Origin of the sequence: Bacillus sp. JS (assembly GCF_000259365.1) — a bacterium.
GTDB classification, from domain to species: Bacteria; Bacillota; Bacilli; order Bacillales; family Bacillaceae; genus Bacillus; species Bacillus stercoris.
Window position 1 is genome coordinate 2,755,351 of record NC_017743.1, and the last position, 16,712, is coordinate 2,772,062.

The window sequence follows — 16,712 nt, forward strand, 5'->3', positions numbered from 1 at the left end:
ATTAACCGTTCTCCTTTCTTTTATGATCCGACAGCTGTGTGGTTTTTAAGTCCGCTCATATTCGACTCGAAAACCAATTGACGGTTTACTGCGTTCAAATAGGCTTTCGCTGATGCTTCTAATACGTCTTGCGCTATGCCCCGCCCTGCTGATTCTTTTCCGTTCACCAAAACTCTTACATACACCTGGGCAAATGCATCTTCGCCTTTTCTGTTAGACTGAATGCGGTAGTCTAAGAGCTCCACGTCTTTATCGATGCAGCGCTCAAGCGTGTTGTAGATTGCTTCCACACTTCCGGCCCCAGTTGCAGCTTCCTGAATAAGCTCTGCGTTTTCTTGATTTTTCAAAGAAAGAGTAGCCGTAGGGACCTGACTAGTTCCGTAATGTACTTGCAGAGAAAGAAATTCATACCCAATCTTGCGATCTGTTACTTTTTCTTCTAAAATAAGAGAAACAAGATCCTCATCAGTGATTTCTTTTTTCTTCTCAGTCAACTCTTTAAACATCGTAAAGAATTTATTAATCTCTTCACTGTCAAATTGGAATCCTAAAGCAGTCAACCGGTCTTTAAATGCGTGGCGTCCAGAATGTTTACCTAGGACAAGCGCATCTGCGGTTACACCGACAAGCTCCGGCGAAATAATTTCATAAGTTGATTTCTCTTTTAAAAAGCCGTCCTGATGGATGCCTGATTCATGAGCAAATGCATTATCGCCCACAACTGCTTTATTGCGCGGGACAGCCATGCCGGTCAGCTTGCTTACTAAATCGCTTGTTCTCTTAATCTCGTTCAATGTAATACCTGTTTCGACTTGATAGAAATCTTTTCTGATATGAAGGGCAACGGCAATTTCCTCTAATGCCGCATTTCCGGCTCTTTCACCGATCCCGTTCACAGCGCATTCAATTTGATCAGCGCCATTTTCAATCGCAGCAAGAGAGTTTGCAACTGCCATTCCCAAATCATCATGACAATGAGCTGAAAGCTTTGCTTTGTGAATGTTCGGAACGTTTTCCTTCATATATTTAAAGATATTTCCGTATTCCGCTGGAGCCAGGTAGCCGACAGTGTCTGGAAGATTGATAACACTGGCGCCTGCGTCAATCACTTTCTCGACGATTTCTGCCAGAAACGGCAGCTCAGTACGGCAGGCATCTTCAGCTGACCACTGCACAACCGGAAAACGTTCTTTTGCGTATGTCACCATTTCAACTGCTCTTTCAATGACTTGCTCACGTGTCATTTTCAGCTTGTGTTTCAAATGAATGTCCGATGTGGCGATAAAAACATGAATTCTCGGGTAAGCACCATCCTTTAACGCTTCCCAAGCAGCATCAATATCACCTTTTACACAACGGGCCAGACCAGTCACTGAACAATTTTTAATGGTTCTAGCGATTTCCTGAACAGCTAAAAAGTCACCTCGGGACGAAGCGGGAAATCCCGCTTCAATGATATCTGCCCCGAGTCTTTCGAGCTGCTTAGCTATGGCAAGTTTCTCCTGTGTATTCAAGTTCACTCCAGGGGACTGTTCACCATCACGAAGCGTCGTATCGAAAAAATTAATTTTGCGCAACGGAGACCACCGCTTCCTTTTTCTTGCCTTGTTTCACAAACGGCATCATTTCACGAAGCTTTCTCCCCACTACTTCGATTTGATGCTCGTTCTCGCTCGCATTGATAGCGTTGAAACGAGGACGGTTTACTTGGTTTTCGACGATCCATTCTTTTGCGAATGTACCGTTTTGGATATCTTTTAATACTTCTTTCATCGATTCTTTTACTTTAGCATCCACAACGCGAGGGCCTGATACGAAATCTCCCCACTGTGCTGTGTCAGAAATTGAATATCTCATTCCTGCAAGTCCTTCTTCGTACATAAGGTCTACGATTAATTTCAGCTCATGAAGACACTCGAAGTATGCAAGTTCAGGCTGATAACCTGCTTCAGTTAATGTTTCAAATCCTGCTTTGACAAGCGCGCTTAATCCGCCGCAAAGAACCGCCTGCTCACCGAACAAATCTGTTTCTGTTTCTTCTTTAAATGTCGTTTCTAATACGCCCGCTCTTGCGCCGCCGATTCCTTTTGCATATGCGAGAGCTTTGTCTCTAGCTTCTCCTGTCACATCTTGATAGATTGCGAACAATGCAGGTACGCCGGCTCCTTGCTCATATGTTCTTCTGACCAAGTGTCCCGGACCTTTAGGCGCTACCAAGAATACATCTACATCCGCCGGAGGAACAATTTGATGGAAATGCACGTTAAATCCGTGAGCAAATACTAATGATTTTCCTGCTGTCAATTCATCTTTGATTTCAGCTTCGTATACTTTTTGCTGCTGTTCATCAGGAAGCAGAACCATGATGATTTCAGCTTGGGCTGCCGCTTCTTTTACGGAAAATACTTTATGTCCGTCTTCTTGGGCTTGCGTGAAAGATTTTCCTTGTCTAACACCGACGATCACGTCTACTCCGCTTTCTTTAAGGTTCAAGGCATGTGCGTGGCCTTGCGAACCGTATCCGATAACCGCTACTGTTTTGCCTGCCAATACGTTCTCTTTGATATCACCGTTATAATATACTTTTACCATTTCAATCTCTCCCTTGTTATGTTTTATACAATAGATATTGTTTTATTGGATGACGCCTTTTGCTGGGTACCCCTCGCAAAAGCCGTTGTACCTGTTCTCGCGATTTCTTTAATGCCATAAGGTTTCAACAATTCAATAAGCGCTTCAACTTTGTTAGATTCGCCTGTCACCTGAACAACGATGCTGTCTCTGCTGACATCGACGACAGAGGCTCTGAACGGTTCTATGATTCCATTAATCTCTGTTCTCGTTGAAGGTGCGGAGACGACCTTGATTAAGGCCAGCTCCCTCTGGACAATCGATTGATTTGTGATGTCTGTGACTTTCAGAACATCAATCTGTTTGTTGAGCTGTTTTGTTAACTGTTCAACATCATTTTCTCCTTCAACGTGAACGACAAAGGTGATTCTGGAAACGCCTGTTGTTTCTGTGTGTCCAACTGTAATGCTTTCAATGTTGTAATGCCTTTTTGTAAATAGACCGGTGATCCGGTTTAACACGCCTGAGCGGTTCACCACAGTCAATGTGATAATTCTTTTCAAGGTTTCACCCCCACCATTTCATGCAGCCCTTTTCCCGGAGCCACCATCGGGAATACTTTTTCTTCGCTGGCAACCCGCACATCAATGACAACAGGTTCTCTAGACGTTAATGCCTCTTCCAGCTTTTCCTTCGCTTCCGCTTCTGATGAAATTCTGATGCCTTTAATGCCGTATGCTTCGGACAATTTGACGAAGTCAGGCTGAGAAGCGAATTTAGATTCTGAATAGCGTTCTTCATAGAAAATTTCCTGCCACTGTCTGACCATTCCGAGACAAGCGTTATTTAAAATCACTACCTTGACCGGAAGATTTAATTCGCGAATGACATCGAGTTCTTGAAGCGTCATTTGGAAACCGCCGTCTCCGACAACCGCGACGACAGTGGCATCTTTATCAGCCAGCTGTGCACCGATCGCCGCCGGAAGGCCGAATCCCATCGTTCCAAGTCCGCCTGACGTGACCCATTTATCTGCTTTTTGGAACGGATAAAATTGCGCTGACCACATTTGATGCTGGCCTACATCCGTGGCGACAATGGCTTCTCCTTTTGTAAATTGATGAATATATTCAATCAATTTCTGAGGTTTAAAACCCTCTTCTTCATTCTCTTCATACCAAAGCGGGTACTCTTCTTTCCATTCGGCGAGCTGTTTTTTCCATTCGCTTGAATCACTTGGTTTGCCATCTTGTTTGATCAGCTCCTGCAGGACAATTTTGCTGTCTCCCACTACAGGAATCTGTGTTTTCATGATTTTTCCGATTTCAGCTGGATCAATATCGATGTGGGCAATCTTTGCGTTTCTGGCAAAGTGTTTCAGGTTTCCTGTGACACGATCATCAAAACGGGCGCCGATGCTGATTAAAAGATCACAATCATGAAGAGCCATATTGGCTGTATACGTACCGTGCATTCCCGCCATCCCCAGGAAAAGCGGATGGTCAGCCGGGAAGCCTCCGAGCCCCAAAAGGGTGTGCGCCACAGGGATTTGCTGCTGTTCGACATAATTTTTTAATTCTTCTGACGCTTTTCCGTGCAGTACGCCCGCACCCGCCAGGATCACCGGTTTCTTCGCACTGCTCACGGCTTCTACTAGCTTGCGGATCTGCAAGTAATTCGGCTCTGTTGTCGGCTGGTATCCCGGGAGGTTCATCTCATGATCATAGCTGAATTCTCCTTCAATAGTTGCTACATCTTTCGGAATATCGATCAATACTGGGCCGGGTCTTCCAGTTGTTGCAATATGGAACGCTTCTTTAATGATGCGCGGCAGATCTTCCGGCTGGCGAACCTGGTAGCTGTGTTTTGTCACTGGCATCGTAATCCCTAGAATGTCTGCTTCCTGAAATGCATCACTCCCGATAACAGAGGTTGCCACCTGCCCTGTAAAGACAACTAACGGCAATGAATCAATCATGGCATCAGCAAGGCCTGTAACAAGGTTTGTCGCTCCCGGTCCTGATGTGGCGATAACGACACCCGGTTTTCCAGTGACTCTTGCGTATCCTTCCGCTGCATGAATCGCGCCTTGTTCGTGACGGGGAAGGATATGTACCAATCCTGAATTGTATAGCTTATCGTAAATCGGAAGCACAGCCCCGCCCGGATAACCGAAAATCATTTCTACTTTCTCTTTTTTTAATGATTCAATCAGCATTAATGCTCCGCTCATCGTCTGTGTACATTTGGCAGATGCTGAATCCACCTGTACATTAGTCCCCATTTTAGTTCCTCCTTTTGGATTTTCATCCTTTAAAGATCATCTTTTCATTAGCTAGATAGCTGATTATTCAATAAAAAAAGCCCTTCCACCCACAATCAGCCGCGCAGTAACTGCGATAGCTAAAAGGGGCGAAAAGGCTTTTCTTTCCGCGGTACCACCCTTGTTTACGGCCTTAGTCGGCCGTCTCATGGATATTTCTATCCGCTTTAGTAACGAGTGAATCAAGTTCACCCGGCCAAGTCCTACTGTCATTTCAGACTGGCACTCTGAGGCGAGTTCACCTTGTAAAGCTTCGCCGGTTCTCAGCTAACCCGGTTCTCTGTGGAAAGCTTTATCAAGGCTACTTATCCTCATCTGCGCTTTTCATATTCAGCCTTCAGAACGCCTTGCAAGCTGTTCAAGAAGGTCGATTGTTTTTCATTTTTTCAGAATCATATTGCGATCATTTTCGCTTGTGAAGCTTGCGTTATCTTTTGTTGAACTCATATTACGCCGCTTTGGACGCAGTGTCAACAGCATTTTTTAAAATTATTAGACAATTTTGATTAATCAATCTATATTGTATACGCTTTCATTATTGGTACAAAAGGAATTGCAAATGTTAAAAGTTTTTATAATTTTTTTATTAATCTATCAAGGATACACCAGAATAATTCAATTTTACATAAACGTGTAAGATTTTATAACACGCTATAATTCATATGGGAATTGAGTCTGGCAGATCATCTTGCAAACCATTTGAATCTGGATAGGCACTCCCCTTGTTCCCTCGGCATACATTAATGGTATCTTGCAAAGAAAAGGTGATACGATGAATAAATCATTTGCAGACATGCAAGGATTTCCTGTGGGCTTTCCAAGCTTCCCCAGCTTTCCACAGCAGCATTATCCTGCTTCCCCTGCCTTTTACCAGCAAAGCCAGCAGCCATTTGGAGGATACGGATACGGACAGCCGTTCAGCCAGGCATACAGCCCGTTGACCACTCCCTCTGCTATGTACTCCTCTTATCCATACACTTCAGATTTTTTCGGGCAGCAATTTTCAGGCACTGGCTTCAGCGGCCATAGCGGCGGGTTCAGTATTCCGGCGACACATGTCGGTGGTTTTAGCGGAACAGCCGGTGTGCATGGTGGCTTTAGATATTAAAGAAAATTACAAGGGCCGAACTACGAGTTCGGCCTTTTTTTACTTTCAAACATCTTTCGCAACTCATATATTCCAAAGGGGCTTCAATACTGTCAGATTTTCTGTCTTTAAAGTTGGAAACAGGATGAAATATGATTAAGATCAAAGTTTGAGGAGGAATAAAATTGCATATAAAAATAGACGATTTAACTGGACGTCAGGTGGTCTCACTTGTGAATGAGCATCTACATAGCATGACGCTTATGTCCCCGCCAGAAAGCACTCATGCCTTAGGTTTAGAGAAACTAAGAGAGCCTGAAATAACATTTTGGAGCGCTTGGGAGGGTGATGAACTCGCCGGCTGCGGAGCGCTAAAAGAACTGGACAGCCGGCATGGAGAAATCAAATCAATGCGAACTTCTGCTTCACATTTAAGAAAAGGCGTTGCCAAACAAGTTCTCCAGCACATCATTGAAGAAGCCGAGAAGCGAGGTTATGAGCGACTAAGCTTAGAAACGGGTTCAATGGCTTCATTTGAGCCGGCAAGAAAATTGTATGAAAGCTTCGGTTTCCAGTATTGCGAACCGTTTGCAGACTATGTCGAAGATCCGAACAGTGTGTTTATGACGAAGGAGCTGCAACTATGAAGATAGATAAGACAGAGGAAAGTCTGTCTTATCTATTTTTTTGTATTTACACACTTTTCACCCTTTTGATACCCGCCAATGTTTTCAATTTTGTTTAATTCAAAGAACAGCGGGAATTACAAACGACATGAACGATATCATGCAAATTCATGAAGGAGGAGATTGATATGAAAAGCATAGTTGGTGTATTCGAAACTCCGCAGGAAACCATCGCAGCGATTGAAGGCTTACTCACAAAAGGCTATGATTCTGACGACATCTCTGTTGTAACAAGCCGGCGAGATACAGATTATTTGGAGTCACGTACAGGAACAGAGGTCAATCAAGCCATCGATGCACATCAGGGCGAATCTGAATCTTTTTTCGATAAACTGAAAGATTATTTCACAATGGATGATACTGCTGCACACAGCAAAGCATTATCCGATTTGGATATTAAAACGGATGAAATAGACAAGTATCAAGAAGATTTGGATGACGGAAAACTTCTGGTAGCCGTCGATACAGATGCAGACGTAAATGCTCCTATGGATAACGGCAATGCCCTTTCAGGCGGCTTTTCAAGCACAAATGAAATGGCGGATTATACAACGAAAGAAGAAAAAGCGATGCCGCTCCGGGAAGAACAGCTGAAAGTCGATAAGGAAGACGTTCAAACCGGCGAAGTAGAGATAGGAAAAGAAGTGAAAACAGAAAAAAGAGATATGGACATCCCCGTGAGACACGATGAAATTTATGTCGAACGCCGGCCAGTGGATGAAAATAAAGCGGATGCTTCTCCCGTCAACGATTCGGAAGAGATCAGAGTGCCAATCGTTGAGGAAAAGCTGGAAGTGACTAAAAAACCAGTTGTCACTGATGAAGTGGTTGTCGGTAAACGCACTGTTGAAGAAAATGAACATATTTCTGAAACTGTGAAAAAAGAAGAACCTCGTCTGAATAAAGAAGGAAAAGTTGACGGCTTGGATGATGATGATCCGTTAAATAATAAATAAAAATCATAGACCGACAACAAAAAACCTCAAATCCAATTAGGATTTGAGGTTTTTCTTTTGGTACGTCCCAGGAGAGATTCGAACTCCCGACCGACGGCTTAGAAGGCCGTTGCTCTATCCAGCTGAGCTACTGGGACACGTTTTGTTTTTTGTTTTTCGCTTTAACTATCAGCGACAAGATTTATTATATATGGGATGCAACAATAAGTCAACGGTTTTTTAGAATTTTTTTCATGAGGAAGAAAATTTTCTTCCTCATGACATTTTCATAGTGTGACTCGGTTTTGCAGATCCTCAATTTCATTGCCTGCTTGGTCGTAAAAACGGACTGTCGCAGCATCATTTTCTAATGTCAGTATAGCATAGCTTTCTGTCCTGCGCACCCTTGGAAGCCGGATGCTGCCTGGGTTAATCATCAGTTTTCCGCGCAGCACTTCGCTTCCCGCGATGTGCGAATGCCCGAAGCAGATAATATCCGCTCCGAGCTCTTCTGCACGATAGTATACGTTTAACAAGGTCTGTTTTATACCGTGAAGGTGGCCGTGTGTGACCAGTATTTTTCTTGAACCGGCAGTTAGAAGAAGCTCGTCCTTAAAATCGCCGGCAAAATCGCAATTGCCTTTTACAACCGCATAAGGCTCCAATGCCGGATGCCCTGTTTCTAGCTCAGAGTCTCCGCAATGAATCATAAGGTCAACTTCTGCTTCGTGCCGTTTCGCAATGGTCTGGAGTTCTTCTTCAAGCCCATGGCTGTCACTGATAATCAGCACGTTCATGTACGAGCTCCCTCCTTATGCCTCCAAAAGCTTAGACAGCTTTTTAAGCGCGTCAGCCCTATGGCTGATTTTATTTTTTTCATCACTAGTCAGTTCAGCCATTGTCTTATCTTTATCTTTCACGATAAAGATTGGATCATAGCCAAAGCCGTATTCTCCTCTCGGTTCTTCAGCAATATACCCTTCAACATGGCCTTCGACTGTTTTTGTTTCCTCTCCCGGAATACTCACGGCCAATGCGCAGCGGAAACGGGCGGTGCGCTGTTCTTTTTCGATTCCTTTCAGCTCGCTGAGCACTTTATTGATATTTGCCTGGTCGTCTTTCTGTTCCCCTGCATAGCGTGCTGAATAAACCCCGGGTCTGCCGCCAAGATTATCGATGGATAGGCCTGAGTCGTCCGCAATCACCATTTTGTTCACTGCTTTGGCAACAGCTTCCGCTTTCAGAATGGCATTCTCTTCAAATGTATGGCCTGTTTCTTCAATTTCTTCTGTGAATCCAATTTCAGCTAACGATTTGACATCATAGCCTTTTGGCTCAAGAATTTCTTTAAATTCCTTCACTTTTCCCGGATTATGTGTCGCAATAATTGCTTCTTTCATGATGATCAAGCCTTTCTGTCTTTATTTCAGTTCTGGCAGAGAATCCCCCAGCACTTCTTTTTGCTTGTCAATCAGCTCTTGAATTCCTTTTTCCGCAAGACCGAGAAGACCATTCAGATCCTCCCTTGAAAAAGTCGCCTCTTCGCCGGTTCCCTGCAGTTCCACGAAACGGCCGCTGCCTGTCATGATGACATTCATGTCAACTTCAGCAGAGGAATCTTCTTCATAATTTAAATCTAACAAAATTCCCTGTTCCTTATCAATTCCAACAGAGATCGCAGCGAGAAAATCCGTGATCGGATTTGTCTTGATTGTTCCTGCTTTGATCAGCTTGCCAATCGCAATCGCCATCGCAAGAAATGCACCTGTAATGGAAGCTGTTCTTGTTCCGCCATCAGCCTGAATGACATCACAGTCAATCCAAATCGTCCGTTCACCGAGCTTTTCCAGATCTACAACAGCCCGAAGCGCGCGGCCGATCAGGCGTTGGATCTCCATTGTTCTGCCGGAAATTTTCCCTTTAGAAGATTCTCTAATTGTTCTTTGATTAGTTGCCCGCGGCAGCATGCTGTACTCTGCTGTAATCCAGCCTTTCCCTCCGCCCCGCAAAAACGGCGGTACGCGGTCCTCAACAGACGCGTTGCAGATTACCTTTGTATTTCCCGCTGTTATTAGAACAGAACCTTCCGGATGGCTGATAAAATCCAAATCGAATGTGATTGGACGCAGCTCATCGTGTTGTCTTCCGTCATGTCTCATGTTTTACCTCCGATTGTATGTACATAAACCATTTTTGTCCCGGAATTGAATAAAGAAAGAGGCAGCCGGAACGCTAACCTCTTTCTTTCTAGTATATCAAAAATCCCAATTTAAAAACTACCCGTATTCACTTGAGAAGGTCTGGAGACCGGTTCTGTGAGCTTTTCGCCTTTTTCGTTTACAAGCTCTGATTTTCCATTCACTTTAACAGAGACGCCTTTTACATCCGGCTGTTCCGTTAACGTCAGCACAATGCTGTTCAGCACTTCTGAAGAAATCATTTTCGTCTTCTCATCGGCGCTGCCGAATATAGATTGATTGAAATCCAACGTCACGCGACCGTCTTTCATTTTCGGTTTGCTGACCAGCTTTACATCTTCATTGAAGTCTGTTAACAGCCCGCTCACCTTGCTTGGGCCTTTAGCCAATTCATTGATGGCTGCTGTAATGTCGTCTTTTTCCGAATTGTCGATTCGTTTCGTCACAGGCACGTAGTACTCACTGTCTTCGTTTTCCGCCAAATAGTAGACTGTCAGCGGGTGGGTAGCAGTGAGATCATTTACACCGGCTGTTTCCAAATTAATGCCGTCTTTGCGGCTTAAATCATCTGAGATCGGCGTCCCTCCTACAGGCATCTCCTTCAGCTCATGCCCGTTTATTCTCAGCTTCACTTTATCTATCGAACTGAATTGCGTCAGCGTCCACGTCACAGATTGAACGATTTTCTGTTCGTCCTCTTTCTTATAATTTTTGAACTCATTAGAGAAATCAGCTATCGCGGTTCCATCTTTTTTGATGTCAACGTTAACGGTTGTGTCAGCCGGCAATACTGCTCTGAAGCCATTCGGAAGAATTTCAGACACAGGCCCGCCCTGTACGAGGTATTCAAGCGCCTGCTTAGCCGTGCTCTCACTTTTAGGAAGAGGCAGCGTTTGCGCGACGACATACCCGTTTTTATCAATAAGATATAGCTCCCTCATAACAGCAGATGAGGCTTGATCCGTTTTTGCGGTATCACTCTTTTTATTCTCTGTTTTTTCGGCTGCTGTAGTATTTGACTTAGCCCCCGCTTCATCGTTCACGTATGTAACGTCTTGAGGCGGATCAATTTCCTTGGCTGCCTTATCAGATTGAAACAAACCGCATCCGGATAAAAGCAAGGCAGAGGTGAGACAAGTCGCACCAATGACTGCAGGTCCTTTTTTCAGCATACTTTTCCCTCCTAAGGATGTTTGTACTATTATGTATACGAGCCTCTTTAGGAAATAGACCGAAGAATTCCGGCAAAACAGAAAAAACCCGCAACATTCCGTTGCGGGAAAACCTATCTTTTAATCGGTTCTTGCAGTGAGATACATTCCACATGCCCCACTTCATGGCCAAACCAATCGTCTGCGATTTTTGCAAACTGATCACGCGCCCCTGTTGTCAGGAACTGATGATTCGGGGCAATCGGAGACTGGTTCAGCAGCCCTTTATAAGAGAGAATTGTGCTGACTTCCCGGGCTGTTTCATCGCCGGACGAAATAATGTTTACGCGCTCTCCCATATATCTTTGAATGGCTTCTTTTAAAATAGGGTAATGGGTGCAGCCTAAAATCAGCGAATCAATCGATGTGTCTTTTAACGGGTACAGCGAGGTTTTGACAATCTCGTCTGCTGTTTTGTCGAGAAACTTCCCGCTTTCCACAAAAGGCACAAGCAGCGGGCAGGCAAGGTTTTCAACCTTCAAATCAGGATTTAATGCCAAAAGCGCTTCTTCGTATGCATTGCTCTTAATCGTATTCTCTGTGCCGATGACACCGATATGCTGATTATCCGTCACTTTTATCGCTGCTCTCGCACCAGGCTGGATGACTCCGACCACCGGTATACCGACGCTGCGCTGGATGTCATCCAAAGCGATCGCTGTTGCTGTGTTACAGGCGATCACGAGCATTTTGATGTGGTGGTTTTCGAGTAAATAATTCGTCAGCTCCCACGTATATTGAAGCACCTCTTCTTCAGGGCGCGGCCCGTACGGACACCGTTTCGTATCCCCGACGTAGATAATATTTTCTTTAGGTAGCTGTCTCATGATTTCCTTCGCAACGGTTAAACCGCCAACCCCGGAATCAATGACCCCTATTGGTTGTTCCAACAAAATCGCCTCATTTTCTCTTCATTTCATGCTGCAGTTTCATCAAAGATTTTTCGAAGATGGCTATTTCTTCATCTGTAAACGATTCGAACATATCACGCAAATATTCCTGCCTTTTAGTAATGACCTCTTGGATAATCCGTTCTCCTTCAGGCAGCAGATGTATCCGGACAACACGTCTGTCCGCCGGGTCCTTGACCCGCTCAACAAGCTCATTTTTTTGCATGCGGTCGATTAAGTCCGTTGTCGTGCTGCATGCCAGATACATTTTGCCCGATAGTTCGCCGATTGTCATATCTCCCAGTTCATAAAGCCATTGCAGGCCGACAAATTGCGGCGGCGTAATTGCATATTGGTTAAGGATTTCTCGTCCTTTTTGCTTAATGATCGCGGCAATGTGGCGGAGAGACTTTTCAATATCCGCAACATGCTCCAAAGGTTTTGATGTCATTTGTCCATCCCTCACTCAAGGATCTCTTACGCACAAAAGCGTTCCGTGTCTATTTTCCTTCTTTTTTGAAGAAAATGCAAGACTCGCAGGAGAGAAATAGAGGACTTTAGTCAAACAACATCAAGCAAAAAAATTCATTTTATGACTTGCCTACGTTTTGCACAGCATTCAAAAATATGGTTTCGAATGTTCCAAACAAACAGCAATAACCGGCTCCTTCCTGAAAAGAAGGAATACCGGCAAGAATTAAAGCTCTAGCTCACCCATTCTAAGAAGCTCAACAACGGCTTGCGAACGCCCTTTCACACCCAATTTCTGCATGGCATTTGAAATATGGTTTCGAACGGTTTTCTCACTGATAAATAGCTCGCTTGCAATCTCCTTTGTTGTCTTATCTTGAACGAGCAATTCGAACACTTCTCTTTCTCTTTTCGTTAGCAGCGGCTTCGATTGAAATTCTTTCTCCTTCAAGTATTGTAACCCTCCTTGCTAAGGTGAGAGCGAATCAGAAACGAATGGGTTTTGATATAGTCGAGATATCATATGTAAGAAGGGCGCAGGAGGTGACGTTTACAAGAGAATTAGTTTATCGTGTATGGAGAAGCGTTTCTTTCTCCTCATCCGTCCAGCTGACAGCCTTGCCGCTTTCTTTTGAGACTTGAACCATCACGACTGCTCCGGTGAAGCAAGGTTCGCCTTTGTGGTTCTCTCCGAGATAATGCAAGGTAAGAGATGAACTGCCGACAGCGCCTGTTTTCACATAGATGCGCAGCTCTTCATAAGGCATGACTTGGCGCAAATAATCGCACTGCTGGCTTGCCACAACTGTCATGGTCTGTTTATTTTCACTCATCATATTCAGCTTTTTAAAATAAGAAATTCGCGCCTCCTCAAAATATATAAAAGGGGTTACATTATTCATATGCCCAAACATGTCCGTCTCGGAAAATCTTACGGATACCTCATTAAAAAAAGAAAAGGATCTTTTCCATTCTGGAAACGGCATATCAATATAAGCGGGAAGCTTCATCTTTTTTCATCTCCTTATTTTTTAAAAAAACCTCTCCCATGCGGAAGAGGTTTTTTCTTCTTATACTCTGTCGCTCCCGAAGAAATTGCGGAACGCTTGTAAGTTTGTATCTCTATTTAAAGCTGCAATCGAAGTGGTAAGCGGAATGCCCTTCGGACAGGATTGGACACAGTTTTGCGAGTTGCCGCAATCTGCAAGGCCGCCCTCATCCATTAATGCTTCTAATCGTTCAGATTTATTCATGGCGCCTGTCGGATGTGCGTTAAACAGGCGGACTTGCGACATCGGTGCCGGCCCCATGAACTTCGATTTGCTGTTCACATTCGGGCAGGCCTCGAGGCAGACGCCGCACGTCATGCATTTCGATAATTCATATGCCCATTGACGGCGTTTTTCCGGCATTCTCGGCCCCGGTCCTAGATCGTACGTGCCGTCAATCGGTATCCACGCTTTTACCTTTTTCAATGAATCAAACATTCTGCTGCGGTCAACCTGCAAATCACGAACGACTGGGAATGTTTTCATTGGTTTTAAACGAATCGGCTGTTCAAGCTGGTCGATAAGCGCCGTACAAGACTGGCGGGGCTTTCCGTTTATGACCATTGAACATGCGCCGCATACTTCCTCAAGACAGTTCATATCCCATGTGACAGGGGTTGTCTTTTCACCTTTGACATTAACCGGATTCCGGCGGATTTCCATCAGAGCGGAAATGACGTTCAGATTCGGGCGGTATGGAATCTCAAATTCTTCATCGTAAGGCGTGCTGTCGGCTGTATCTTGACGTGTGATAATAAATCGTATGGTTTTTTGTTCACTCATGATTATTTCGCCACCTTCTTCTTCGAGTAATCCCGTTTCCGAGGCGTTATCAGTGATACATCGACATCCTGATACTCAAATTCCGGCGCTTCATACGGGCTTACATGTTTAGCCATTGTTGTTTTGAGCCATTCATCATCATTACGTTCAGGATAATCCGGTTTATAATGGGCGCCCCGGCTTTCATTACGGTTGTAAGCGCCAAGGGTAATCACCCTCGCAAGCTGGAGCATGTTCGAGAACTGGCGTGTGAACATCGCCCCCTGGTTGCTCCATTTTGTCGTGTCATTGATGTTGATCTTTTTAAAGCGCTCCATTAATTCCTGAATTTTGTCGTCCGTTTTCAAAAGCTTGTCATTATGGCGGACAACCGTTACGTTCGCCGTCATCCACTCACCGAGCTCCCTGTGAAGAACATAGGCATTTTCGGTTCCGTCCATGCTCATAATATCAGCCCATTTTTCTTCTTCTTTTTTAACGTGAGCGTCAAATAAAGAAGAAGACATGTCTTCCGCTGAAGATTCTAAGCCGTTTACATATTTCACCGCGTTCGGTCCGGCCACCATGCCTCCGTAAATCGCAGACAGCAGGGAGTTAGCTCCCAAGCGGTTGCCGCCATGCATAGAGTAATCACATTCTCCAGCCGCAAACAGTCCAGGGATGTTTGTCATTTGATCGTAATCCACCCATAAACCGCCCATAGAATAATGGACCGCCGGGAAGATTTTCATTGGAAGCTTGCGCGGGTCGTCTCCCATGAATTTCTCATAAATCTCAATGATGCCGCCAAGCTTAATATCCAGCTCTTTCGGATCTTTATGAGACAGATCGAGATAGACCATGTTTTCACCGTTAATGCCAAGCTTCTGGTTCACACACACATCAAATATTTCACGTGTCGCAATATCACGCGGCACCAGGTTTCCGTATGCCGGATATTTTTCCTCGAGGAAATACCACGGTTTGCCGTCTTTATATGTCCACACGCGGCCGCCTTCACCACGCGCTGATTCACTCATCAGTCTTAGTTTGTCATCGCCCGGGATGGCTGTCGGGTGGATTTGAATGAATTCTCCGTTTGCATAGTACGCTCCCTGCTGATAAACGATTGAAGCAGCAGATCCTGTATTAATCATGGAGTTCGTTGATTTTCCAAAAATGATCCCCGGTCCGCCCGTCGCCATAATGACCGCGTCAGAACGGAAGGATTCAATTTGCATGTTTGTCAGGTTTTGCGCAACAATTCCGCGGCAGGTTCTGTCATCATCTAATACAGCGCCAAGGAATTCCCAGCCTTCGTATTTTGTGACCAGACCCGCAACTTCGTATCTGCGCACTTGCTCGTCCAGTGCATAAAGCAGCTGCTGTCCCGTCGTCGCACCCGCATAAGCCGTTCTGTGATGCTGTGTACCCCCGAATCGACGGAAATCAAGCAGGCCTTCAGGCGTCCGGTTAAACATAACACCCATCCGGTCTAATAAGTGGATGATTGAAGGCGCCGCTTCACACATTGCCTTAACCGGCGGCTGGTTGGCAAGAAAGTCTCCCCCGTATACCGTGTCATCAAAATGTTCCCACGGAGAGTCACCTTCCCCTTTTGTATTGACCGCTCCGTTTATGCCGCCTTGCGCACAAACTGAATGAGAACGTTTGACAGGAACGATGGAAAACAGCTTAACCGCCATTCCTGATTCCGCTGCTTTAATTGTCGCCATGAGGCCGGCAAGACCTCCGCCGACTACGATAATGCTTGATTGACTCATGATAGCCCCTCTCCCTCTAGTAATCTAGTACTCTTAAACAAATGCGAAAATCGCTTTTAAGCCTACGTATGACAGTGCAACAAAAATAATCAGCGTAACGTATGTCGAAATTCTTTGAGAACGAGGCGTTACCGTGATGCCCCATGTAACAGCGAAAGACCATAAACCGTTCGAGAAGTGGAAAATTGTTGATAAAACACCGACAATGTAAAAGCCAAGCATAGCCGGAGAGCTCAAAATATTCGCCATCATGTCGAAATTGACCTCAGCGCCCATTTGTGCGGCAATGCGGGTTTCCCACACATGCCAGCTGACGAAAATAAGAGTGATGATACCGGTTACACGCTGCAGGACAAATAGCCAGTTTCTCATATAGCTGTATTGGCCTGCGTTATTTTTCGCAGTAAACGCTATGTACACACCATAAACTGCATGATAAATTAATGGTAAGAAGATAATAAAAATTTCCAAGGCATACCTGAAAGGCAGGCTATCCATAAAATGAGCAGCGCTATTGAATGCTTCAGCGCCCCTTGCGGCAAACTGGTTGACGACTAAATGCTGAATGAGAAAGATGCCGACCGGTATGACGCCAAGCAAGGAATGCAATCTTCGAAAATAAAACTCTCTGTTCCCAGACATTACTTTACCCCCTGTTTGATAAGTGCGAAATGTGCTAAATCTCTTCCTCCACTTCTTTCAATTGTAAGCACTTTATTAAGATTTATTGACAATTTCATTTTAC

The 16,712-nt window shown here is 44.8% G+C and carries 18 protein-coding genes, 1 tRNA gene and 1 other annotated feature; of the genes, 3 read left to right on the forward strand and 16 right to left on the reverse strand.

Annotated elements, in window-relative coordinates; translation table 11 throughout:
* Positions 1-20: 20 nt before the first annotated feature.
* From MY9_RS14000 to ilvB, 4 genes are read right to left on the reverse strand one after another with little or no spacing between them, the layout of a single operon-like run.
* A complete protein-coding gene (locus MY9_RS14000) occupies positions 21-1,577 on the reverse strand; it encodes a 2-isopropylmalate synthase (RefSeq protein WP_040082253.1) in 1,557 nt (518 codons plus the stop codon).
* On the reverse strand, positions 1,564-2,592 hold the full coding sequence (gene ilvC / locus MY9_RS14005; protein WP_003222549.1) for a ketol-acid reductoisomerase: 1,029 nt from the start codon (positions 2,590-2,592) through the stop codon (positions 1,564-1,566). The genes MY9_RS14000 and ilvC overlap by 14 nt, the downstream gene beginning before the upstream one ends.
* A gap of 23 nt (positions 2,593-2,615) precedes the next feature.
* A complete protein-coding gene (ilvN, locus tag MY9_RS14010; protein ID WP_014664873.1) occupies positions 2,616-3,134 on the reverse strand; it encodes an acetolactate synthase small subunit in 519 nt (172 codons plus the stop codon).
* Complete coding sequence (gene ilvB / locus MY9_RS14015) at positions 3,131-4,855, reverse strand: acetolactate synthase large subunit (RefSeq protein ID WP_014664874.1); 1,725 nt, start codon at positions 4,853-4,855, stop codon at positions 3,131-3,133. The genes ilvN and ilvB overlap by 4 nt, the downstream gene beginning before the upstream one ends.
* Before the next feature lie 121 nt (positions 4,856-4,976).
* Positions 4,977-5,221, reverse strand: a binding site (T-box leader).
* 445 nt (positions 5,222-5,666) lie between these two features.
* On the opposite strand from ilvB, the gene cotQ reads away from it, so the two are divergent.
* The 3 genes from cotQ (at position 5,667) to MY9_RS14035 (ending at position 7,623) form a co-directional block, all read left to right on the forward strand.
* Positions 5,667-6,002, forward strand: coding sequence for an inner spore coat protein CotQ (gene cotQ, locus MY9_RS14020; RefSeq protein ID WP_014664878.1), 336 nt, complete (start codon positions 5,667-5,669; stop codon positions 6,000-6,002).
* A 164-nt stretch (positions 6,003-6,166) separates the two neighbouring features.
* Complete coding sequence (locus MY9_RS14025) at positions 6,167-6,628, forward strand: GNAT family N-acetyltransferase (protein ID WP_014664879.1); 462 nt, start codon at positions 6,167-6,169, stop codon at positions 6,626-6,628.
* Positions 6,629-6,795: 167 nt separating this feature from the next.
* Positions 6,796-7,623 (forward strand): YsnF/AvaK domain-containing protein, encoded by an 828-nt coding sequence (locus tag MY9_RS14035; protein ID WP_014664881.1) that lies wholly within the window; start codon positions 6,796-6,798, stop codon positions 7,621-7,623.
* A 63-nt stretch (positions 7,624-7,686) separates the two neighbouring features.
* Here the strand turns inward: MY9_RS14035 and MY9_RS14040 are convergent.
* The 12 genes from MY9_RS14040 to sdhC all read right to left on the reverse strand — a co-directional run bounded on the left by MY9_RS14040 (position 7,687) and on the right by sdhC (position 16,609).
* Positions 7,687-7,760, reverse strand: a tRNA-Arg gene (locus MY9_RS14040).
* 129 nt (positions 7,761-7,889) lie between these two features.
* Positions 7,890-8,399: a metallophosphoesterase gene (locus MY9_RS14045; RefSeq protein WP_014664882.1), complete on the reverse strand. Its 510-nt coding sequence runs from the start codon at positions 8,397-8,399 to the stop codon at positions 7,890-7,892.
* Positions 8,400-8,414: 15 nt separating this feature from the next.
* A complete protein-coding gene (locus MY9_RS14050; RefSeq protein ID WP_080488112.1) occupies positions 8,415-9,011 on the reverse strand; it encodes an XTP/dITP diphosphatase in 597 nt (198 codons plus the stop codon).
* A 12-nt stretch (positions 9,012-9,023) separates the two neighbouring features.
* Positions 9,024-9,761 (reverse strand): ribonuclease PH, encoded by a 738-nt coding sequence (gene rph, locus MY9_RS14055; RefSeq protein WP_003246039.1) that lies wholly within the window; start codon positions 9,759-9,761, stop codon positions 9,024-9,026.
* A gap of 110 nt (positions 9,762-9,871) precedes the next feature.
* Positions 9,872-10,972: a spore germination protein GerM gene (gene gerM / locus MY9_RS14060; RefSeq protein WP_014664884.1), complete on the reverse strand. Its 1,101-nt coding sequence runs from the start codon at positions 10,970-10,972 to the stop codon at positions 9,872-9,874.
* A gap of 113 nt (positions 10,973-11,085) precedes the next feature.
* On the reverse strand, positions 11,086-11,904 hold the full coding sequence (gene racE / locus MY9_RS14065) for a glutamate racemase (protein ID WP_081483635.1): 819 nt from the start codon (positions 11,902-11,904) through the stop codon (positions 11,086-11,088).
* A 7-nt stretch (positions 11,905-11,911) separates the two neighbouring features.
* Complete coding sequence (locus MY9_RS14070; protein ID WP_003229573.1) at positions 11,912-12,352, reverse strand: MarR family winged helix-turn-helix transcriptional regulator; 441 nt, start codon at positions 12,350-12,352, stop codon at positions 11,912-11,914.
* Between the two features lie 246 nt (positions 12,353-12,598).
* Positions 12,599-12,823 (reverse strand): spore germination transcription factor GerE, encoded by a 225-nt coding sequence (gene gerE / locus MY9_RS14075; RefSeq protein ID WP_003184172.1) that lies wholly within the window; start codon positions 12,821-12,823, stop codon positions 12,599-12,601.
* A 115-nt stretch (positions 12,824-12,938) separates the two neighbouring features.
* Complete coding sequence (locus MY9_RS14080; protein ID WP_014664886.1) at positions 12,939-13,382, reverse strand: acyl-CoA thioesterase; 444 nt, start codon at positions 13,380-13,382, stop codon at positions 12,939-12,941.
* 60 nt (positions 13,383-13,442) lie between these two features.
* The gene (gene sdhB, locus MY9_RS14085; RefSeq protein ID WP_003229569.1) at positions 13,443-14,204 is read right to left on the reverse strand and encodes a succinate dehydrogenase iron-sulfur subunit; all 762 of its coding nucleotides are present in this window, start codon (positions 14,202-14,204) and stop codon (positions 13,443-13,445) included.
* Positions 14,205-14,206: 2 nt separating this feature from the next.
* On the reverse strand, positions 14,207-15,967 hold the full coding sequence (sdhA, locus tag MY9_RS14090) for a succinate dehydrogenase flavoprotein subunit (protein ID WP_014664887.1): 1,761 nt from the start codon (positions 15,965-15,967) through the stop codon (positions 14,207-14,209).
* 33 nt (positions 15,968-16,000) lie between these two features.
* Positions 16,001-16,609 (reverse strand): succinate dehydrogenase cytochrome B558, encoded by a 609-nt coding sequence (gene sdhC / locus MY9_RS14095; RefSeq protein ID WP_003222512.1) that lies wholly within the window; start codon positions 16,607-16,609, stop codon positions 16,001-16,003.
* Between the last annotated feature and the right edge of the window lie 103 nt (positions 16,610-16,712).